The following is a 21,588-nucleotide window of genomic DNA, read 5'->3' on the forward strand; positions in this document are numbered from 1 at the left end:
AGGTCGCGATGAAGCCGGTAGATGCTAGGCGCCCCAGGTTTCGACAAGCGGAGTTGCCTATTGGCAATGAGCATTGGCGAAACCAGGGGCAACAACGCAGATGCCGGTTTCAGTGCGGCCGATTTTAGTGCCTGAAGTGGCGCATGCCGGTGAACACCATGGCAATGCCCGCTTCATCGGCAGCCGCGATCACTTCGTTGTCGCGCATCGAACCGCCCGGCTGGATCACCGCGGTGATGCCGGCCTTGGCAGCGTTGTCGATGCCGTCGCGGAAGGGGAAGAAGGCGTCCGAGGCCATCACCGCGCCCGGTACCGGCAGGCCAGCGTGCTCGGCCTTGATGCCAGCGATGCGGGCGGAGTTGACACGGCTCATCTGGCCGGCGCCGACGCCGACGGTCTGACGGTTCTTGGCGTAGACGATGGCGTTGGATTTGACGAACTTGGCCACTTTCCAGGCGAAGATCAGGTCGTGGATTTCCTGCTCGCTCGGCGCGCGCTGGGTGACGATCTTCAGGTCATCGGCGGTGATCATGCCGATATCGCGGCTCTGTACCAGCAGACCGCCATTGACGCGCTTGAAGTCCCAACCGCTGGCGCGCTCGGCCGGCCATTCGCCGCACTCGAGCAGGCGTACGTTGGCCTTGGCGGCCACTACTTCGCGGGCCGCAGCGCTGATGGTCGGGGCGATGATCACTTCGACGAACTGACGCTCGACGATGGCCTTGGCGGTTTCACCGTCCAGTTCGCGGTTGAAGGCGATGATGCCGCCGAACGCCGATTCGGTGTCGGTGGCGTAGGCCAGGTCGTAGGCCTTGCGGATGCCGCCTTCGTCTTCCGGTACCACGGCCACGCCGCATGGGTTGGCGTGCTTGACGATGACGCAGGCCGGCTTGACGAAGCTCTTCACGCATTCCAGCGCGGCGTCGGTATCGGCGACGTTGTTGAACGACAGTTCCTTGCCTTGCAGTTGCACGGCGGTGGAAACGCTGGCTTCGCCCTTCTTCGCCTCGACATAGAACGCCGCGCTCTGGTGCGGGTTCTCGCCGTAGCGCATTTCCTGCGCCTTGACGAACTGGCTGTTGAAGGTGCGCGGGAAGGCGCCACGGCCTTCGGTGGACAGGGTGCCAGCCGCCTGGTCGATGGTACCCAGGTAGTTGGCGATCATGCCGTCATAGGCCGCGGTGTGTTCGAAGGCCTTCAGGGCCAGGTCGAAACGCTGGGCGTAGCTCAGACCGCCGGCCTTGAGGGAGGCGACGATGCCGGCGTAGTCGCCGGTGTTGACCACGATGGCCACGTCTTTGTGGTTCTTCGCCGCCGAACGGACCATGGTCGGGCCGCCGATGTCGATGTTCTCGATGGCGTCGGCCAGGTCGCAATCAGGCTTGGCCACGGTGGTTTCGAAGGGATAGAGGTTTACCGCCACCAGGTCGATCGGCTTGATGCCGTGCTCGTCCATCACTGCGCCGTCCAGGGCGCGACGACCGAGGATGCCGCCGTGAATCTTCGGGTGCAGGGTCTTCACGCGGCCGTCCATCATCTCCGGGAAACCGGTGTAGTCAGCCACTTCCACTGCGGCTACGCCGTTGTCCTTGAGCAGCTTGTAGGTACCACCGGTGGAGAGAATCTCGACACCGAGGGCGGCCAGTTCGCGAGCGAATTCGAGGACGCCAGTCTTGTCGGAAACGCTGATCAGCGCGCGGCGCACGGGCAGAAGGGTGGTCTGGTCGGTCATTTCACTATCCATCAGAGCGGGGATATCAGCAAAAAAGGCGGCTCATGCGGGCCGCCCTTTTCGGGAGTTCGGGGTTACAGCAGATCGTACTGCTTGAGCTTCTTGCGCAGCGTGCCACGGTTCAGGCCGAGCAGCTCGGAAGCCTTGGTCTGGTTACCTTTCACGTGATTCATGACGGTTTCCAGCAGCGGCGCTTCGACTTCGGTGAGCACCAGGTTGTACACGTCGGTGACGTCCGCGCCCTCGAGGTGGGCGAAGTAATTGTGCAGCGCCTTCTCCACGGCGCCGCGCAGGGTCTGACCCTCTTCGCTCGGCGTGTTCAGGTGCTGTTTAAGGCTGGTGTTGTCACTCACGGGTGCAATTCCACTCACTAGGGTCTCTGTCATCAACGTCATGCGGCCACCTCGTTTCCATCGTTATGCCGTTCGCTGAAGAACTCGCGAACGTTGGCGCACTGTGCGTCCGTACTGTCCAGACGGTTGAACTGGGCGCGAAACTCCCTGGCGCCCTGCAGGGTTGCGAGATACCAGCCGACATGCTTGCGGGCGATGCGTACGCCCATCAATTCGCCGTAGAAGGCGTGCAGTGCGGCCAGGTGTTCCAGCAGGATGCGTTCCACTTCGAGCAGGCTCGGTGCCGGCAGGGTTTCGCTGGTACGCAGGTAGTGCTCGATTTCACGGAATATCCATGGCCGCCCCTGGGCGGCACGGCCAATCAGCAGGGCGTCGGCGCCGGTGGCGTCGAGCACGGCCTTGGCTTTTTGTGGGGAGTCGATGTCGCCGTTGGCGAACACCGGAATCGATATCGCCTGCTTGATGGCGGCGATGGTGTCGTACTCGGCTTCGCCGGTATACAGATCGGCGCGGGTACGACCGTGGACGGAAAGCGCAGCAATGCCGGCATCTTCGGCGATCTTCGCTACAGTGATGCCGTTCTTGTTCTGCCGATCCCAGCCAGTGCGAATCTTCAGGGTCACTGGCACGTCCACCGCGCCGACTACCGCATCGAGGATTTCACGTACCAGGGGCTCGTCACGCAGCAGCGCGGAGCCGGCGGCCTTGTTGCAGACCTTCTTGGCCGGGCAACCCATGTTGATATCGATGATCTGCGCGCCCAACTCGACGTTCTTGCGCGCCGCGTCGGCCATCATCTGCGGGTCGCCGCCGGCGATCTGTACCGAACGCGGCTCGGGGTCACCGGCGTGCATCAAACGCAGGCTGGACTTGCGGCTATTCCACAGGCGCACATCGCTGGTGACCATCTCCGACACCACCAGGCCAGCGCCGAGACGGCGGCACAGCTGGCGGAACGGACGATCGGTGACGCCGGCCATGGGAGCCAGGATCAACCGATTGGGCAATGTGTAGGGGCCAATACGTGGGGCCGACATGGGGCGTCCCTGCTTGTTGGTGCGCAGTTGAGACAAAGGGCGATCGACACCTGACCTCCACTGTGTCCTGAGATTCTGTTCAAAGCCTGCTGCGCGTCGGCCAGGCGGCGTTGAAGTCAGACTCAGAATGCTCATTTACAGACAGTAAACTGCGCTTCTTCGCCCGACTTCGCCTTGCCTGGCTCTAGCTCGCGAGACTTTGAACAGATTCTCGGGGAAACGATGGTGGTTCGGTGCTCGCGAAAGGGTGGGCATGATACCCGCTCTGGATGACCGGATAAAGGTCGTTTTGAACAAATTCTGAACAGCTATGGGCTTATCGCCAGTAGTTAGATAAAGGGCCTGCGACCACGGGTCGCGGCCCCTTCAGGCTACTCGGGGGAATGGAAGCTGAGGCTGTAGTTAACCGCGCGCGTGCCCGGGTCGAGGATGTCCAGGGAGATGTGAATGGGCGTCTGCGGCGGCATTTCGCTCTGTCCGGCCAGCTCGCCAGCAAGGTACTCGCTGGGCTTGAAGCGACGACTGGCGACCAGTTGGCCGCCCAGGTCGGCGAAGCGCATCTCCAGCAGCGGGAAGGGCTGGGCGAAGGAGGCGCGGTTATAGAGGATGGCGTCGACGATCAGCGCGCCGGAGAACTCCGGGTGGCTGCGCACTACCAGGTTGCTGCTGCGAATCTGGCTGATGTCGACTTTCGACGGCAGGCTGCAACCGATGTTCGGGCACAGCTGTTCGAACCAGGGGCGATAGCGGTCCTGGCGCGCCAGTTCGTCGAAGTTGTAGGCCGCGTACTGCGCCAGCAGGCCGCCCACCGCCAGCAGATTGAGCAGGCCCCAGCCGAACAGGCGACCCCAGGATGTGCCCTGTGGCTGGCGCCAGTCGAGTTGCAAGGGCTCGTCGTCCAGATCGAACAGGCGCTCCTCGCGCAGGCCCGGCTCGTTACGCGCTACCTTGGGCTCTTCACGTTCCGTGCGCAGGTCATCGTCCTGTCGCTCGGGCTCGTCCTGCTCGTCATCGAGATCACCCAGGCGCGGCTCGTCGGCTTCGTCGAGGTCGTCGGCGATGGGCTGCTGCTTGCGCTGTGTGACGGGGGTGAATTCAACGGCGGCTTTGGGCTCCGGTGCGACTGCGGCCTCTGGCTGTTCCTCGGTTGGTTGCAGTTCGAAGCTGTCGCGCTCGCGCTTGACTGGTTCGTCGCGCAGCAGGGCTTCGGCCCAGGCTTCGTCGTGCGCAACTTCGTGTTCATCTGTCGCGCGGCTGCCGAAGTTCTCGGCATAGCGCGGCGCCTGTTCCAGCGCGAGGAACTGCTGCGACAGCTGTTGTTCCTGCTCTTCCAGCTTGGCCAGTTCCTCATCGAGGTCGAGGCTGTCCAGGTCGAGGTCGTCATGAATCCACAGGGTGTCGTCGGCGGGCTTGGCCGCTGGCGGCTTGGGGCGGGTTTCGGGTTGAGCTTTGACCGGAGCGCTTGCCGTTTTGGCTGCCACTGGCGCAGGTGCGGCCGCACGGGGGCCGAACAGTTGCTCGGCAGCGTTGAACACGTGCAGGCAGGCGCCGCAGCGTACGGCACCATGGGCGGCAGCCAGCTGCGCCTGACTGACGCGGAAGCTGGTACGGCAATTGGGGCACTGGGTGACGTGGCTTTCGCTCATGCGCGGGTCCGGAAAATCCAAGCAGCTAGTCTAACGCAACGATTGCGCGCGGTTCAGCGCTTGACGCCGCTGATGCGCACCCAGCCGTCTTTGACGGCCGTTGGGTCGAGGTCGAACGCACCTGCGTAGGCGGCGCGGACTTCCTCGGCCTGTTCGGCGAGGATACCCGACAGCGCCAGGCGTCCACCGCCTTTGACCAGCGCGGTGATCTGAGGTGCCAGGGAAACCAGCGGGCCAGCGAGGATGTTGGCGACGACCACGTCGGCGGGTTGTTGCGGCATGTCGTCGGGCAGATAGACCGGGAAGCGGGCAGGGTCGATACCGTTGCGCGAGGCATTGTCGCGCGAAGCTTCCAGGGCCTGCGGGTCGATATCGGTGCCCACTGCCTGCGGTGCGCCGAGCAGCAGGGCAGCGATGGCGAGGATGCCTGAGCCGCAACCGAAGTCGATCACGCTGCAGTTATCGAGTGTCTGGCCGTCGAGCCATTCCAGGCACAGTGCGGTGGTCGGGTGAGTGCCGGTGCCGAAGGCCAGGCCCGGATCGAGCAGCAGGTTCACCGCATCCGGTTCCGGGGCAGCGTGCCAGCTCGGTACGATCCACAGGCGCTGGCCAAAGCGCATCGGCTGGAAACCATCCATCCAGCTGCGTTCCCAGTCTTGATCTTCGATGTGCTCGATCTGGTGCTCGGGAAGGCTTCCGCCGCAGAGCAGGGTCAGGTGGGCGATCAGCGCCGCTTCGTCGGTATCGGCCTCGAACAACGCCAGCAGGTGGGTGTTCGACCACAGCGGCGTGGTGCCCAGATCCGGCTCGAAGATCGGCTGATCTTCGGCATCCATGAAGGTTACCGACACGGCGCCGACTTCCAGCAGGGCGTCCTCGTAGGTTTCTGCCTGCTCAGGTGTGATGGCGAGACGGACTTGTAACCAGGGCATGAGAAACCTCGAAAGCATGTGGAACGGTTTGGCCGCGCAGCTTACTTGAACGGATGGCCGGCCGGCCAGTTCGGCTATCGGCCAGAAACGACAAGGGCCGCCCGAGGGCAGCCCTTGTGTAGCACTTCAGTCATGACCTCGCGAGCTAGAGCGAGACAAGGCAAAAACGGTCGAGGGAGCGGAGCTTACATTTGTAAGTGAGCATTACTCGTTCCACTCGCCCTTCGGGCCGCGCTAAAGAGCGTTAGCTGCAAGCAGCTTGCCGAGATCGTTTTTAACGCCGTATCGCGCGACGCGCAGCAGGTCATTGGGCTCAGTGCTTGTCCATACCCAGTTTCTTTTCCAGGTAATGGATGTTCACGCCACCTTTGACGAAACCCTTGTCGCGGGTCAGGTCGCGGTGCAGCGGCACGTTGGTCTTGATGCCGTCGACCACGATCTCGTCCAGGGCATTGCGCATGCGCGCCATGGCTTCGTCGCGGTCCTTACCGAAGGTGATCAGCTTGCCGATCAGCGAGTCGTAGTGCGGCGGGACGCTGTAGCCGCTGTACAGGTGCGAGTCGACGCGAACGCCATTACCGCCCGGAGCATGGAAATGCTTGACCTTGCCGGGGCTGGGCATGAAGTTGTCCGGGTCTTCGGCGTTGATCCGGCACTCGACCGAGTGACCGAGGATCTTCACGTCTTCCTGCTTGATCGACAGCGGGTTGCCAGCGGCGATGCTGAGCATCTCCTTGACGATGTCGATGCCAGTGACCATCTCGGTGACCGGATGCTCCACCTGAACGCGGGTGTTCATCTCGATGAAATAGAAACGACCGTCTTCATAGAGGAACTCGAAGGTGCCGGCGCCACGGTAGCCAATCTCGACACAGGCATCGACGCAGCGCTTGAGCACTTCGGCGCGGGCCTTCTCGTCGATCAGCGGGGCCGGAGCCTCCTCGATCACCTTCTGGTGGCGACGCTGCAGCGAGCAGTCGCGGTCATACAGGTGAATGGCGTTGCCCTGGCCGTCGGACAGCACCTGGACTTCCACGTGACGCGGGTTGCCGAGGAATTTTTCCAGATAGACCATCGGGTTACCGAACGCAGCACCGGCTTCGGTGCGGGTCAGCTTGGCCGACTTGATCAGGTCTTCTTCCTTGTGCACCACGCGCATGCCGCGACCACCGCCGCCACCTGCGGCCTTGATGATCACCGGGTAGCCCACTTCACGGGCGATGCGCAGGGCTTCTTCCTCGTCTTCCGGCAGCGGGCCGTCGGAGCCGGGAACCACCGGTACGCCGGACTTGATCATGGCGTCCTTGGCCGACACCTTGTCGCCCATCAGGCGGATCACGCTGGCGGTCGGGCCGATGAAGGCGAAACCGGAGTTTTCCACCTGCTCGGCGAAGTCGGCATTCTCGGCGAGGAAGCCGTAGCCCGGGTGGATGCCGGTGGCGCCGGTCAACTCAGCGGCACTGATGATCGCCGGGATGTTCAGGTAGGACTGCGCACCAGGTGCCGGACCAATGCAGACGGACTCGTCGGCCAGGCCCAGGTGCATCAGTTCGCGGTCGGCGGTGGAGTGCACGGCCACCGTCTTGATACCCAGCTCCTTGCAGGCACGCAGGATACGCAGGGCGATTTCGCCACGGTTGGCGATAAGGACTTTTTCCAGCTTCTGCATTGCAGGCTCCCCGTGCATCAAACGATGGTGAACAGGGGTTGGTCGTACTCAACCGGCTGGCCGTTTTCCACCAGGATGGATTCGATCACACCGCTGGCTTCGGCTTCGATGTGGTTCATCATCTTCATCGCTTCGACGATGCACAGGATGTCGCCTTTCTTCACGGTCTGACCGACTTCGACGAAGTTGGCAGAGGTCGGCGAAGCGGCGCGGTAGAAGGTGCCGACCATCGGCGAGCGAGCCACGGTGCCGTTCAGCTTCGGTGCGGCAGCCGGAGCGGCTTCAGCGCCCGGAGCGGCGGCTGCGGCTACAGGCGCGGCGGCTGGAGCGGGTGCCGGGGCGTAGATCGGCTGGGCGGCATAGGCCGGCTGCTTACTGTGACGGCTGATGCGTACGGACTCTTCGCCCTCTTTGATCTCCAGCTCGTCGATACCGGACTCTTCCAGCAGCTCGATCAGTTTCTTGACTTTACGGATATCCATGAAGGGTCAACTCCCAGAGGTGAGGTAGGACTTGTCTACCAGGCTACGCGTCAGGCGCGCCCGGTCAGTTGTTCGAGTGCTGCTTCCAGGGCCAGCCGGTAACCGCTGGCGCCAAGCCCGCAGATCACCCCTACGGCAACGTCGGAAAAGTAGGAGTGATGGCGGAAAGGTTCACGCTTGTGCACGTTGGACAGGTGCACTTCGATGAATGGGATGCTCACCGCCAGCAACGCGTCACGTAATGCGACGCTGGTATGAGTAAAAGCGGCAGGATTGATCAGGATAAAGTCGACACCTTCACCCTTTGCGGCGTGAATGCGCTCGATCAGCTCGTACTCGGCATTGCTCTGCAGGTACAGCAGATGGTGACCGGTCTCGCGGGCGCGCTGCTCCAGATCCTGATTGATCTCGGCAAGGGTGGTGGCGCCATATTTGTCGGGCTCGCGGGTGCCGAGCAGGTTCAAGTTGGGGCCGTGCAGCACCAGTAGGGTGGCCATGGTCGCGTTCCTTGTTGTTCGGGCTGCGCAGGACTATGCCGCAGCTGCGCGATGTCAGCAATAGTCGACACGATGCCTGCTGTTTGCGGCAGAAATATGACTATAGCGTTGGTTTCGGTCGTTGCCAGGCGCTAGCGATGATCGTCTTGGCGGCGTTCAGCTACCTGGGGATGGTCTGAAATAGTCGTCATTCCCGCGAAGGCGGGAATCCAGACCCCGCAGTACCTGGACTCCCGCCTTCGCGGGAGTGACGGTTTGGGGCTTTTTCAGCGTTTTCCTAGGCGGCTACTTGCCTGATCCAGACGGCCCGCGAAGGTGGCGGCATTGATCTCACCTACGACACGCAGATCGAGTAATTCGTCACTATTGCCGGCGAACAGCTGGATGGCTGGCGGTCCAAACAGCTTGTAACGGTCCAGCAGGGCGCGCTGGGCGGCGTTGCTTTCGGTGATATCGAAGCGGATCAGGCGCCAGCCGGCCAGCTTGCTGCCGACCTCGGCGTTGCCGAACACCTCGCGCTCGATCACCTTGCAGCTGATGCACCAGTCTGCGTACCAGTCCAGCAGCAGCGGTTGACCGGCGGCTTTGGCCTCGGCCAGTGCGGCGTCCAGTTCGGCGGGGCTGCTCAGGGTTTGCCAGGCACCGCTCTTGGCGCTGCTCTGGCTGGCACCGGCCTGCAACTGGCCGAGCGGCTTGAGCGGATCGGTCGCACCCTGCAATGCACCGACCCAGGCGGCCAGGGCATAGACCAGCAACGTCAGGCCGGCGATCTGGCTGAGCTTCTGCCGATGTGTCTTGGGCCCAAACTCCAGCGCCCCGAGGAACACCGCCACGCCACCAGCCAGCAGCCCCCACAGAGCCAGGCTGAGGCTGCCCGGCAGCACGCGTTCGAGCAGCCATACCGAAACGGCCAGCAGCAGTACGCCGAAGGCATTGCGCACCGTGATCATCCAGGTACCGGTTTTCGGCAGTAGCGCACCACCGCCCACGGCGAACAGCACCAGCGGCGTACCCATACCGAGGCCGAGCGCGAGCAACTTCAGGCCGCCACCCAGTGCATCACCACTGGCGCTTATATAGAGCAGGGCGCCGGCCAGTGGCGCCGAGACGCAGGGGCTGACCAACAGACTCGATAGCACCCCGAGCAGGGCTGCATTCAGATGCGAACCACCGTGAGTCTTGCCGGCCAGACGATCCAGCGGTTCGCTGAGGAAACGGGGCAGACGCAGTTCGAACAGGCCGAACATGGCCAGGGCGAAGAACGCGAAGAACGCGGCGAAAGGCACCAGTACCCAGGCCGACTGCAGGCGCGCCTGCAGATTGAGGCCCGCGCCGAACAGCCCCATCAGCGTGCCGAGAATGGCGAAGCAGGCGGCCATCGGCAGGACATAGGCCAGTGACAGGGTCAGGCTGCGTAAGCCCCCCAGTTGGCCGCGCAGCACTACGCCGGAAAGGATCGGCAGCATCGGCAGCACGCAAGGCGTGAAGGTCAGCGCCAGACCGCCGAGGAAGAACAGCGCCAGCTCTTTCCAGCTCCAGCCGGCTGCCACCGATGCCGCATCGCTGCTGTTGGCAGCAGGCATATCACCGATCTCGATGAACTCTGTCTCCGGCGGGTAGCACAGGCCCTTGTCGGCGCAGCCCTGGTAGCCGACCTGCAGGCGCAGCGGGCGGTTGTCCGGGTTCTCCAGCGGCAGGCGGATATCCAGCACGCCGTAGTACACCTCGACATCGCCGAAGAACTCATCGTGCTTGGCCTCGCCTGCTGGCAATTCGGCGTCGCCAAGCACCAGATCGGCCGGCTCGACGCTGAAGTTGAGGCGGTGGCGATAAAGGTAATAGCCCTCGGTCGCGACGAAGCGCAGCGTCACTGCCTGTGCATCGCTGCTCACCAGGCTCAGCTTGAAGGCTTCGCGCACCGGTAGGAAGTCGCTGCTGTTATTCAGCGGCGCGCCAATCGGCGAGGCGGCCGGGCGCTTATCGAAGAGGTTGGCGCTGGCGGGTAGGCTCAGGCAGAGCAGAAGCAGGGGAAGCAGCAGTCGACGCAGTGACATCGGGCGAATATCTCGGCGATAGGTGGCGGCATGATACCGGAAAGCGCCCACCCGCATCGCCGTCGCTGCGCCGGAGCGTCGAATGCCTGGGATGAGCGGAACCTTGGAAAAGGCCGGTCTTGTCGAGTTCCCGGGCGGTTGCTGCCTGCGCTGCCGTGTCGCAGCTGGCTAGCAGGCCGTTGAAAAACGTAGGTAGTTTTTCAGCAGCCTGCTAGACGCGAAACGCCTGTACGGCGCTATGTAGTTGGCTGCCCAGGTGCAGCAGGCGCTCGCTTTCGTTGCGTCCGCTGGCGATCAGGCCGAGGTTGTCATCACCCAGTTGATGAATGCGTTCACCGTGCTCGCGAATCTCGCTGACCGCATCGCTCTGCTGGGCGGTAGCCTCGGCGATGCGCTCGGCCATGCTGGCGATGGTGCGAATGGCGCTGACGATCTCGTCCAGCGCACCATCCGCGGCCTCGGCCTTGCCTGCGGTCGCTTCGGCATGTTCGACCTGGGCGCGCATGGCCTGTACCGACTGATGCGCAGCCTGTTGCAGGCGACCAATGACGTCCTGGATTTCCGCCGTGGCACTGCCGGTGCGCTGCGATAGTGAGCGCACTTCGTCGGCGACCACGGCGAAGCCACGGCCGGCCTCACCGGCACGAGCGGCCTCGATGGCGGCGTTGAGGGCGAGCAGGTTGGTCTGTTCGGCAATACCGCGAATCACCGTCAGTACACCGCCAATGGTGGCCGTTTCGTCGGCCAGGCGTTCGATGGCCTGGGCGTTGCCCTGAACCTCGGTGACCAGCGCGTGCAGCCCTTGCAGACTCTGGCCGATGACTTGTTGGCCCTGGGCCAGGGCGCGGTCGGCGTCGCGGCTGGCGTCGGCTGTCTGGCTGGCGTCCTGGGCGACCTGGCCGATGGTCGCTTCCAGCTCGCCTAGCGCGTCGCGGATCAGCGCGGTATCGCCGGCCTGGCGTTCGGCGCCGCCGTGCAGGCCGCCGCTGAGGTCGGCCAGAGTCCGGCTGGAGCCGGCAACATGCTCGGCATGACCGCGGATGCTGGCGACCAGCTCTACCAGATAACCGCGCAGGTGATTGAGCGAGTCTTCGATGTCGCGCAGCTCGCGGGTGCGGGAGAGGATGCTGATCGGCGTTGCGAAATCACCACTCGCCCATCGCGACAGCGCCGGTACCAAGCGTTCGAGCACCTGTGACAGGTGCCTTTGGATGCGGTCGATAACCAGGGCGATCAGCAGGATCAGGCCGATCATCAGGCCCTGAATCAGCCTTACCTCGCCCTGAATGCGCGCGTACTCACCTTTTACCAGCGGCTCCAGCTCCGCCAGTGCCTGCTGCACCTGGGTCACGCGCTTGGTCGTGGTCACGGCCAGTTGCTGGCGTTGCTCGACCAGTTCGCGGGTGCGTTGCAGTTCGCTGGGGTAGCGGCGCACCAGTGTCCCCAGTTCACGTTTCAGGTCGATGCCGCGATCCTGCGCCTGTTGCTCCTGCTGGGCGTCGTCCAGCCCGAGCAGCGCGGCGAAACCGACGCTGGCAGAGCTGTCGGCTTGTTGCACGCCAAGTAGCGGCAGCTTATCCAGCGTCTCGACCTGCTGGGCAAGGGCCTTGAGTTCGCGCTCTACATCGCCGAGCAGTTCACTGCGCCCCTGGCTGATGAAGCGTTCACGGGCGTGAGCAAGCTTCAGCAGGCGCGAGCCCGCGTCCTGCAGCGGCTGGCGATAGTCACCGGCTGCCGGGCCGCTGCCACTGGCTGCGTACTGGTTGAGCTGTTCCAAAGCGGCGAGCATCTCGCGCTCGGCTTGCAGCAGCAGGCCCTGCGGATCGCCAGCCAGCTTGCCGGCGGCCAGCAGCTGATTGGCGCTGAAGTCGCGCAGTTGTTCCAGGCTGGGGCGCAGCTCGGCGGTCAGTTGTTGCGGCAGTTGTTCGATAGATTCGTCGAAGGCGTCGATGGCCTGGGTTGCAGCGCTGTGTTGCACGGTGTTGCCGCTGGCCAGGTAGGCCTGAATGTTGTCGGCCACCTCGCGCTGAAACTGCTGGGATAGCGTCAGGTAGCGCTCCATCAGTTGCACCGGCTGCTGCAGTGCGCGCTGCGACCACCACAAGGTTGCCGCCAGGGCGACACAGACGGTGACCAGCAACAGGGTATTGAGGTTGGTAAGCAGCTTGAGGCGCATGGCAGGCTCGATCGACAACTGAACGATGCCCGCGAGCTTATTGCGGTTTGGTTACATCCTGATGACGCCGTGAACGGCGTCACGTTTCGCGGCGCTTTATTCGTCGTCGTACAGCTCTACGCGGTTACGACCGCCATGTTTGGCCTTGTACAGCGCTTCGTCGGCGCGTTTGGACAGTGCGTTGCCGTCCAGGCCAGGTTGCAGCATGGCGATGCCGCAACTGAAGGTGCAGGACAGGTCCTGCGGCTGGGCTGGGTAATGGATTTCGGCGAAGCGCTGGCGAATTTCCTCCAGTACCTTGAGCGCCGATTGTTCGTCAGTGTCAGGCAGCACCACGGCGAATTCCTCGCCGCCATAACGGCCGATATGGTCGCTCTTGCGCAGGCGTTGCTTGAGGAACAGCGCCAGGCTCTTGATCACCCGGTCGCCCATGGGGTGGCCGTAGGTGTCGTTGACCTTCTTGAAGTGGTCGATGTCGAGCATGGCGAAGGCCAGCGGTTGCTCTTCGCGGCGCGCGCGGAAGCAGGCGTCGTCGAGCAGTTGCAGGGTGTGAGTGTGGTTGTACAGGCCGGTCAGGCTGTCACGCACCATGCGCGCCTTGAGGTTGCGCGCACGTGCCGCGCGGTTGCGTACGGTGGCGATCAGGTGGCGTGGCTTGATCGGCTTGGTGAGGAAATCGTCGCCGCCCTCGCTCATGGCATCGAGCTGCTTATCGAGGTCGTCCTCGGCCGACAGATAGATGATCGGCACGCTGACGTAGCGGTCGTTGTGGCGGATCACCTTGGCCAGTTCGGTGCCGTTGCACTCGGGCATGTACATGTCGAGGATGATCAGGTCCGGCTGGAACTCGGCCAGCGCATCCATTGCCAAGATAGGTTCGGTAAGGGTGTGGGTGAGGATGCCGGCGCTGTTGAGTACGCGCTCGGTGTGCGTCGCCTGGGCTTTGGAGTCGTCGACGATCAGCACCTTGTACGGGTCGTATTGCGAGACGTGAGTCAGCACTTCGATGCGTTCGAGCAGGCTCGATGCGTCCAGTGAGCCAGTGAAGAACTCCTGGCCACCGGCGCGTACGGCGGCCAGGCGTGTCGGGGTGTCGGCGTCGCAGTGGCTGATGAACAGCAGCGGAATCTTTTGCTCCAGGCCTTCCTGCACCGAGCCTGCCAGCTCCAGCCCGGCTCCGGCGCCGGCGAAGTCGACGTCCATGACGATTGCGGCGGGGTGGCGCTCGGTGATGGCGGCGCGGAAAGCACGCACATCGCTCAGTGCCTGCGCGGCCAGGCCGAAGAACTCCAGTTGCTGGACCAGGCGCTCGGCGCGTTGGGCATCCTGCAGGGCGAGATAGACCGGTTTGCGCAGCGGTGGCAGGAAGGTTTGCTCGAAGGCGTCGCTATGGCGCAGGCCGGTATGTGAAAGGCGTTGCATGGCCTGATTGAGGCGAGCGATCAGCGTACTGTTGAGACGGCCGTGATTTTCCACGACCTCGTCGAGGCTGGTGCCAATGCTTTGCGCCAGTTGCGCATGCTCGATCTGCTCGAAGCGCTCGGCGTAACGCAGCAGGCGCAGGTTGGCTTCGGTCAGCTCGGCCATGCCGGCGTCGTTCCATTCGCTGCGCTGCAGGCGCTGCCATACTTCCAGCACCTGGCGCGCCTGATGAATCACGCGCTGGGCGAAGTGATGCTTGAGGCGATCGCGACTGGGATCCGGGTGCTCGGTCATGGGCCGACTTCTATAGGTGGTTAAGTCAGTGGTGGCTTGATGCTATCACTTGCTGCGGGCGCTGGCATTGCCGTCGATCAATTGACGGTCGTATTTCTGTCGAATAAGCGACAGAAATGTAGTTTTCCCGTACCAGCGGTAAGTTTGCGCCTGCGCCCTGCGTTTTGCAGTGGGCTTGCCTTATAGTGCGGAACAGGTCGCAACCCGTTGGCCAGGTTGTGGTCGAACACTCGAATTCGCTTAAAAAGGGACACTGTCATGCTGGACTGGAAGAATCGCTCGACGAACTCGCAGGGCAGCGCCGATAAGGCCTCAGGGCGCGACCGCAGCGGTGGCAACCTGATCGCTCGATCACTGGGCGGCCTGATCGGTGTCTATCTGCTGATCGCCCTGGTGGTCGGTTGGTACTGGAGTCAGGAGCCGTCTGCGTTTCAGGTGCAGCAGCATGCTCAGAGCGCGGCGCAGCAGGCGCAGCGCCAGATGGTGACCGGTTACACCACGGTGGAAACCCTCAAACAGGTCGCCAGCACGCTGCTCGACAAGCCGGGCGGCTACCTGTCCAACGACCTCGCGCCGCCCGGCCTGTGGCTGGACAACATGCCGAGCTGGGAATATGGCGTACTGGTGCAGGTGCGTGATTTCTCTCGTGCGCTGCGCAAGGATTTCGCCCGCTCGCAGTCGCAGTCGACCGAAGACCCGGATCTGGCCAAGGCTGAGCCGCGTTTCCACTTCGATAACAAGAGCTGGGCATTGCCGGCGTCCGAGTCCGAGTACCGCGAGGGCATCAAGTCGCTGGATCGTTACCTGGCTCGTCTGTCTGATACGGGGCAGAAGAATGCGCAGTTCTATGCCCGTGCCGACAACCTCAACAACTGGCTGGGCGATGCCGGCACCCGTCTCGGCTCGCTGTCGCAGCGCCTGTCGGCCAGCGTCGGCCAGGTGCGTCTGAACGAGAACCTGCAGGTGGGCAACGACGCCGAAGAGTCCGGACTGGTAGGGCGAGATGGCGTGTACGAGACGCCGTGGCTGCAGATTGACAACGTGTTCTACGAAGCTCGCGGTCAGGCCTGGGCGCTGGCTCACCTGCTGCGCGCGATTGAGGTCGACTTCGCCGACGTGCTGGCGAAGAAGAACGCCACTGTCAGCGTGCGTCAGATCATTCGTGAGCTGGAAGCAGCGCAAGCCACTCTGTGGAGCCCGATGATCCTCAACGGCAGTGGCTACGGCATTCTCGCCAACCATTCGCTGGTGATGGCCAACTATATCTCCCGTGCCAATGCCGGCATGATCGATCTGCGTCAACTGCTGAGCCAGGGTTGATGGTCGCGATTTCGGCAGCGGAAGCGGCGCATCGCGTCGCTTCCGATCAGGAACGGGTGGCCTGGGTCGATGAGCATGATCTACCACTGGGTGGCGTTTCCCGTGCCGAGCTACGCGAGCAGCGCCTGATCGGACGCGGCACCTACATCCTGTTGTTCAATTCGGCTGGGCTGCTGTGCGTGCACCGGCGCACCCTGAGCAAGGCGCTGTATCCCGGCTATTGGGACGTAGCTGCCGGCGGCATGGTGCTCGAAGGTGAGGATTATCGGTTCTCTGCCGAGCGTGAGCTGGCCGAGGAGCTGGGTATCGTCGATGCCGAACTGATCGAGCATGCGCACTTTCTTTACGACGCCCCGGAAAGCCGTCTGTGGTGCATGGCCTATTCGGCGGTGTCCGATGCACCACTGCAGCTGCAGCCGGAAGAAGTGCTCGAGGCGCGCTTCATCAGCATCGAGCAGGCGCTGGAGGAAGCTCACCGCCTACCTTACTGCCCGGACTCGTTGGCGGCGCTGGAACGCTATATAAACAGGCCGCTTGCGGCCGGCTGATGACCCTCTCCCGCTTGCGGGAGAGGGTGCCCGAAGGGTGGGAGAGGGTGGTTTTGTTAGCTCCTGCGCGTAGGCCGCGCCGCGCGCACCGCCATTACCTCGGACATGGGGGCCAGGTGCGCACGGCGCACCCCGCGTCGCTGATTCCGAGCGCCCCGTGCACGATGACGAACAGCGTCGCCAAAGTACCGAACAATGACGCAAATTTGGTCTTAGCAAGCCCGGCCTTTGCCGTTAAACTGCGCGGCCTTTTCGGCGGACGTCTGTCCGCCTGCGCTGCCCCTAGCAGAAGGGCTTCGCCTATCCTGACCCCTACGAGGACAAGCCGGTGGTCAAGAAAGCCTCTTCATTCTCCGCCCTGAGCGGTCTCGTCTATTCCACCGATGCTGGTCGCCATTGCCCGGATTGCAATCAGGCGGTGGATGCCTGCATCTGCAAACAGACGCGCATTCCCGATGGTGACGGTATTGCCCGTGTGCGCCGGGAAACCAAGGGCCGTGGCGGCAAGACCGTCACCACCGTCAGTGGTGTGCCGTTGGCCGAAGAGCCGCTCAAGGAGCTGGCCAGCGCGCTGAAGAAGCGTTGTGGCACCGGCGGCGCGCTCAAGGATGGGGTGATCGAGATCCAGGGTGATCACGTCGAGCTGTTGTTGGCCGAGCTGAGCAAGCGCGGGTTTACCGCGAAGAAGTCCGGCGGCTGATAAGTCCTTTTCTAAACTTCGATGATGCTCGTGCGGTCAACCGCCGAGCAAATGTCATCTTGCTTTCATCATTTCTAAACTGGCCGCCAGCAAGGTCAGGCTTTTCTCATGGGAGAACCCGATGTCCGCACGACGCACCCGCAAAGACGACGGCAGCCAATGGACCGTAGCCGATAGCCGCAGTGTCTACGGCATTCGCCACTGGGGCGCCGGCTATTTCTCGATCAACGACGCCGGGCGCATCGAAGTGCGTCCCAACGGGCCGGACAGCCAACCCATCGATCTCTATCAGCAGGTCGACGAGCTGCGTCAGAGCGGCCTTTCGCTGCCGCTGCTGGTGCGCTTCCCGGACATTCTGCAGGACCGTGTACGCCGTCTGACCGGGGCCTTCGACGCCAGTATCGAACGCCTGGAATACCAGAGCCGTTACACCGCGTTGTACCCGATCAAGGTCAACCAGCAGGAGGCGGTGATCGAGAACATCATCGCCACACAGAACGTCTCCATCGGCCTCGAAGCCGGCTCCAAGCCCGAGCTGCTGGCGGTGCTGGCGCTGGCGCCGAAGGGCGGCACCATCGTCTGCAACGGCTACAAGGACCGCGAGTTCATCCGTCTGGCGCTGATGGGGCAGAAGCTCGGCCACAACGTGTTCATCGTCATCGAGAAAGAGTCGGAAGTCGCCCTGGTGATCGAGGAGGCGGCCGAGCTCAAGGTCGCGCCGCAGATTGGCTTGCGTGTACGTCTGTCCTCGCTGGCATCCTCCAAGTGGGCCGACACCGGTGGCGAGAAGTCCAAGTTCGGCCTGTCCGCGGCGCAGATCCTCTCCGTGGTCGAGCGTTTCCGCGCTGCCGGGCTGGACCAGGGCATCCGCCTGCTGCACTTCCATATGGGCTCGCAGATCGCCAACATCGCCGATTACCGCAAGGGCTTCCGCGAGGCCATCCGCTACTACGGCGAGCTACGTGCCATGGGCCTGCCGGTCGATCACATCGACGTCGGTGGCGGCCTCGGTGTGGACTACGACGGCACCCACTCGCGTAACGCCAGCTCGATCAACTACGACATGCAGGACTACGCCGATGCCGTGGTCGATATGCTCAAGGAATTCTGCGACCGCCAGGAAATCCCCCATCCGCACATCTTCTCCGAGAGCGGCCGGGCGATGACTGCGCACCACGCCGTGCTGCTGGTGCAGGTGACCGACGTCGAGCGCCACAACGACAAAGTGCCGGAGATGGACGCCAGCGTCGAACAGCCGGAAATCCTCCAGGTGCTGATCGAGCTGCTCGACGACAGCGACCCGGAAATGGTCGCCGAAACCTACTGGCGCGCCACCCACTACATCGAGGAAGTGGCGGCTCAGTATTCGTCCGGCAAGCTCAGCCTGGCGCAGAAGGCGCTGGCCGAGCAGTGCTATTTCGCCATCTGCCGCCGCCTGCACAACCAGCTCAAAGCCCGTCAGCGTTCGCACCGTGCGGTGCTCGACGAGCTCAACGACAAACTCGCCGACAAGTACATCTGCAACTTCTCGGTATTCCAGAGCCTGCCGGACACCTGGGCTATCGGCCAGATCCTGCCGATCCTGCCGCTGTCGCGCCTGGACGAGGAGCCGCTGCGCCGCGCGGTGCTGCAGGACCTGACCTGCGACTCCGATGGCAAGATCCGTCAGTACGTCGACGAGCAGTCCATCGAGACCAGCCTGCCGGTGCACGAGATCCGCGAGGGTGAGGACTATGTGCTGGGCATCTTCCTGGTCGGCGCCTATCAGGAAATCCTTGGCGACATGCACAACCTGTTCGGCGATACCGACTCGGTGAACATCTACCAGGGCGCCGATGGCAGCGTGGTGCACGCCGGCATCGAGACCCACGACACCATCGAGGATATGCTGCGCTATGTGCACCTGTCGCCGGAAGAGCTGATGACCCACTACCGCGACAAGGTCGCCAGCGCCAAGATCAGCGCCCGTGAACGTACGCAGTTCCTCGACGCCTTGCGTCTGGGCCTGACCCGTTCGTCCTACCTGGCGTCGTAAACCGCCTGCGGCAACTCCGGTAGCCCGGATGCAATCCGGGGATGGTGCAACGTCAGACATCGTTCCCGGATTGCATCGGCTACGCTCGCAATCATCACGCCGAATTTCAACAGGCTGCTAGACCGGCACAGATGCCTTAGACCAGGTCGGTGATCATCAGGCTGCGCGCACGGGACAGATCCAGCGGCGCCTTGAACAACACGTGTTCGATGCTGAGCAGGGCGAAGATCGCCAGAAAATGCAGATAGGCGACGAGTGCGGCGGCCATCGAGTGCTCCTTGCGGGTTATTTATCGGTTGCGGTGAATTCGCAGCGATTGCGACCGCCGCGCTTGGCCCGGTACAGCGCTTGGTCGGCCCGTTCCAGGGCGTCGGCGGCGGTTTCGCCGGGCGCCAGCAGGGCGCAGCCGACGCTGGCGGTCTGGCTCAACTGGGCGCCGTCCAGCTCTATGGCCGGTTCGGCGATGGCCAGGCGAATGCGTTCGGCGATCTGCAGCAGTTCGGCGCGGTCGTGCACCAGGGCGAGAATCACGAACTCTTCGCCGCCGTTGCGGGCGACCACGTCCTGCGGGCGCACCGCCGCGCTCAGGCGTCGCGCGCTTTGCCACAGCACCTGATCGCCGGCGGCGTGGCCATGGCGGTCGTTGACCTGCTTGAAGTGGTCGAGGTCGCAGAACAGCAGGCCCAGGCGCAGGCCGGCGCGTTCGGCCGCGGCCTGCTGCTGGGGCAGAAAGTGCAGCAGGCCGGCGCGATTCCACAGCAGGGTCAGCGCGTCGAGCATGGCCTTGCGCTGCGCGCGACTCAGTGCTGCGCGCAGCTGTTCGGCCTGGCGCGAGCTGTGGCGCAGGCGCAGATAGCCCTCCACCAGTTGTGCCATGTCGCGCAGCTGGCGCCGCTCGCGGGCATTTAAGCCGCGCGGCTGCGGGTCGATCAGGCACAGGGTGCCGAGGGTCTGGCCGTCTTCGTCATGCAGCGGCTGGCCGGCGTAGAAGCGGATAAAGGGCGATTGCAGAACCACCGGGTTGTCGGCGAAGCGAAAGTCCAGGTGGGTGTCCTCGATCACCAGGGCGTCGTCTTGCAGGATGGCGTGGGCGCAGAAGGAGATACACCTTGGCGTCTCGGCGAGTTCCAGGCCCTGGCGGCTCATGAACCACTGCCGGTCGTTGTCGATCAGGCTGATCAGCACCGTCTTCACCTCGAACAGCTCAAGGGTGATGCGGGTCAGGGTGTCCAGGTAGGGATCGGCCGGGGTGTCGAGCAGGTCCTGGCGCTCCAGGGCCTGTTGACGTTGGACTTCGTTGTGCGGCAGCTCAGCGCTGAGCATGCGCGGTCTCTCCTGCTGGCAGTGGGGTGAACCATTGGTCGCGACGACTCAAGTGCCAAGCATAGCCAGCCAGCACTAGGCTCCGCAGCCCCATGAAGGCGAGAAAGGCCAGCCACAGGCCGTGGTTGCCCAGCGCCTGCAGCGCCCAGCCCAGCGGCAGGGCCAGCGCCAGGGCAATCAGCATGGCGTCGCGCATCTCGCGGGCGCGCGTGGCGCCGATGAATAGGCCGTCGAGCAGGTAGCTCCACACCGCCAGCAGCGGCAGCACGGCCAGATAAGGTAGGAAGGTCAGCGCCAGTTCGCGGACTTCGGCGATATCGGTCAGCAGGCCGACGAACCAGTGCCCGCCAAACAGGAAGAACAGCGCGAAGGCGGCGCTGGCCAGCAGCGACCATGTGCCGGCCACCAGCAGCGAGCGGCGCAGCGCATCGCGATCACGCGCGCCAAGCGCGTGGCCGCCAAGTGCCTCGACGGCATGCGCCAGGCCGTCGAGGGCGTAGGCAGTCAGCGTCAGGCCATTGAGCAGCAGTGCGTTGGCCGCCACCGTGGCATCGCCCAGGCGCGTGCCTTTCACGGTGATCAGAAAGAACACCAGTTGCAGTGCCAGGGTGCGGATGAAGATATCGCGGTTGACGGCCAGCAATGGGCGCCAGTTGCTCCAGCGTTTCAGCGCGCTGCTGTCGAGGCGGCCGGGATAACGTGCCAGCGCGCTGCGGGCCAGCCACAGGCCGAGCAGGGCGCCGCTCCATTCGGCGATCACCGAGGCCCAGGCCGCGCCGGCCACGCCCCATTCGAGACCGAGCACGAATAACAGGTCGAGCGCCACGTTGATCAGGTTGGCAGTCATCAGAATGGCCAGCGGCCCTCGCGCGCTCTGCGTGCCCAGCAGCCAGCCGATCAGGGCGTAGGTCGCCAGACTGGCGGGCAGGCCGAACAGGCGAATCTGAAAGTACTGGCGCGCCAACTGATCCAGCTCGGCGGAGGGTTGCATCAGGCTCAGCGCCGCACCGCTCAACGGCAGTGCCAGCAGGCCCAGCAGCAAGGCCATGAACACGCCCAGTCCGAGCCCCTGCACCAGCACCTGGCGCAGGGCGCCGCCGTCCTCGCGACCTGCGGCCTGGGCCGCGAAGCCGGTACTGCCCATGCGCAGAAAACCCATCGCCCAGGTCAGCAGGGTATAGAGGCTGCCGCCTACCGCTACGGCCGCCAACTGGTGGGCATGCGGCAGGTGGCCGACCACGGCGGTATCGACCAGCGCCACCATGGGCACTGACAGGTTGGAGAGAATCATCGGGGCGGCCAGGGCCCAGACCTTTCTCTGGGTCGGCGCGTGGCGCCAGGCTTCGAACAGGGCGTGCATGGGGGCTT

Annotated in this window: 17 protein-coding genes and 1 pseudogene; 4 read left to right on the plus strand and 14 right to left on the minus strand. The window is 63.8% G+C overall.

Features of this window, described 5'->3' with window-relative positions:
* Positions 1-124 precede the first annotated feature (124 nt).
* From purH to ACNFCJ_RS05700, 11 genes are all read right to left on the minus strand, one after another.
* Entirely contained in the window at positions 125-1,732 is a 1,608-nt protein-coding gene (gene purH / locus ACNFCJ_RS05650) for a bifunctional phosphoribosylaminoimidazolecarboxamide formyltransferase/IMP cyclohydrolase (RefSeq protein ID WP_416770270.1), read from the minus strand.
* A 74-nt stretch (positions 1,733-1,806) separates the two neighbouring features.
* The gene (fis, locus tag ACNFCJ_RS05655) at positions 1,807-2,127 is read right to left on the minus strand and encodes a DNA-binding transcriptional regulator Fis (protein ID WP_003242613.1); all 321 of its coding nucleotides are present in this window, start codon (positions 2,125-2,127) and stop codon (positions 1,807-1,809) included.
* Entirely contained in the window at positions 2,124-3,122 is a 999-nt protein-coding gene (gene dusB / locus ACNFCJ_RS05660) for a tRNA dihydrouridine synthase DusB (protein WP_416770271.1), read from the minus strand. The genes fis and dusB overlap by 4 nt, the downstream gene beginning before the upstream one ends.
* 371 nt (positions 3,123-3,493) lie before the next feature.
* The gene (locus tag ACNFCJ_RS05665) at positions 3,494-4,768 is read right to left on the minus strand and encodes a DUF3426 domain-containing protein (protein ID WP_416770273.1); all 1,275 of its coding nucleotides are present in this window, start codon (positions 4,766-4,768) and stop codon (positions 3,494-3,496) included.
* Between the two features lie 53 nt (positions 4,769-4,821).
* Complete coding sequence (gene prmA, locus ACNFCJ_RS05670; RefSeq protein ID WP_416770275.1) at positions 4,822-5,700, minus strand: 50S ribosomal protein L11 methyltransferase; 879 nt, start codon at positions 5,698-5,700, stop codon at positions 4,822-4,824.
* Between the two features lie 313 nt (positions 5,701-6,013).
* Positions 6,014-7,369 carry an acetyl-CoA carboxylase biotin carboxylase subunit gene (gene accC, locus ACNFCJ_RS05675; protein WP_416770277.1) on the minus strand — a complete coding sequence of 452 codons (1,356 nt, stop codon included), beginning with the start codon at positions 7,367-7,369 and terminating at the stop codon, positions 6,014-6,016.
* A gap of 17 nt (positions 7,370-7,386) precedes the next feature.
* Positions 7,387-7,851, minus strand: a complete 465-nt coding sequence (accB, locus tag ACNFCJ_RS05680) for an acetyl-CoA carboxylase biotin carboxyl carrier protein (RefSeq protein WP_275547259.1) — start codon at positions 7,849-7,851, stop codon at positions 7,387-7,389.
* A gap of 50 nt (positions 7,852-7,901) precedes the next feature.
* On the minus strand, positions 7,902-8,348 hold the full coding sequence (aroQ, locus tag ACNFCJ_RS05685; RefSeq protein ID WP_416770279.1) for a type II 3-dehydroquinate dehydratase: 447 nt from the start codon (positions 8,346-8,348) through the stop codon (positions 7,902-7,904).
* A gap of 266 nt (positions 8,349-8,614) precedes the next feature.
* On the minus strand, positions 8,615-10,402 hold the full coding sequence (gene dsbD, locus ACNFCJ_RS05690) for a protein-disulfide reductase DsbD (protein ID WP_416770280.1): 1,788 nt from the start codon (positions 10,400-10,402) through the stop codon (positions 8,615-8,617).
* A 211-nt stretch (positions 10,403-10,613) separates the two neighbouring features.
* On the minus strand, positions 10,614-12,578 hold the full coding sequence (locus tag ACNFCJ_RS05695; RefSeq protein ID WP_416770282.1) for a methyl-accepting chemotaxis protein: 1,965 nt from the start codon (positions 12,576-12,578) through the stop codon (positions 10,614-10,616).
* Positions 12,579-12,674: 96 nt separating this feature from the next.
* Positions 12,675-14,294 (minus strand): diguanylate cyclase, encoded by a 1,620-nt coding sequence (locus ACNFCJ_RS05700; protein ID WP_416770284.1) that lies wholly within the window; start codon positions 14,292-14,294, stop codon positions 12,675-12,677.
* 258 nt (positions 14,295-14,552) lie between these two features.
* Here ACNFCJ_RS05700 and ACNFCJ_RS05705 point away from each other — a divergent pair, with 258 nt between their 5' ends.
* The 4 genes from ACNFCJ_RS05705 to speA all read left to right on the plus strand — a co-directional run bounded on the left by ACNFCJ_RS05705 (position 14,553) and on the right by speA (position 18,897).
* Positions 14,553-15,614, plus strand: a complete 1,062-nt coding sequence (locus ACNFCJ_RS05705) for a DUF2333 family protein (RefSeq protein ID WP_099522627.1) — start codon at positions 14,553-14,555, stop codon at positions 15,612-15,614.
* Complete coding sequence (locus tag ACNFCJ_RS05710; RefSeq protein WP_416770285.1) at positions 15,614-16,162, plus strand: NUDIX hydrolase; 549 nt, start codon at positions 15,614-15,616, stop codon at positions 16,160-16,162. Before ACNFCJ_RS05705 ends, ACNFCJ_RS05710 begins: the two co-directional genes overlap by 1 nt.
* Before the next feature lie 328 nt (positions 16,163-16,490).
* The gene (locus ACNFCJ_RS05715; protein ID WP_416770286.1) at positions 16,491-16,862 is read left to right on the plus strand and encodes a translation initiation factor Sui1; all 372 of its coding nucleotides are present in this window, start codon (positions 16,491-16,493) and stop codon (positions 16,860-16,862) included.
* Between the two features lie 121 nt (positions 16,863-16,983).
* Positions 16,984-18,897, plus strand: coding sequence for an arginine decarboxylase (speA, locus tag ACNFCJ_RS05720; RefSeq protein ID WP_416770287.1), 1,914 nt, complete (start codon positions 16,984-16,986; stop codon positions 18,895-18,897).
* Between the two features lie 139 nt (positions 18,898-19,036).
* Here speA and ACNFCJ_RS05725 read toward each other — a convergent pair.
* The 3 genes and pseudogenes from ACNFCJ_RS05725 to ACNFCJ_RS05735 all read right to left on the minus strand — a co-directional run.
* Positions 19,037-19,165 (minus strand): annotated as a pseudogene (locus ACNFCJ_RS05725) (DUF2214 family protein); the annotation flags it as partial.
* A gap of 17 nt (positions 19,166-19,182) precedes the next feature.
* On the minus strand, positions 19,183-20,220 hold the full coding sequence (locus ACNFCJ_RS05730; RefSeq protein ID WP_416770289.1) for a diguanylate cyclase: 1,038 nt from the start codon (positions 20,218-20,220) through the stop codon (positions 19,183-19,185).
* Positions 20,207-21,580, minus strand: a complete 1,374-nt coding sequence (locus ACNFCJ_RS05735; RefSeq protein ID WP_416770291.1) for an MATE family efflux transporter — start codon at positions 21,578-21,580, stop codon at positions 20,207-20,209. Before ACNFCJ_RS05735 ends, ACNFCJ_RS05730 begins: the two co-directional genes overlap by 14 nt.
* Between the last annotated feature and the right edge of the window lie 8 nt (positions 21,581-21,588).

Origin of the sequence: Pseudomonas sp. NY15364 (genome assembly GCF_048068235.1) — a bacterium.
Taxonomy (GTDB): Bacteria; Pseudomonadota; Gammaproteobacteria; order Pseudomonadales; family Pseudomonadaceae; genus Aquipseudomonas; species Aquipseudomonas mendocina_D.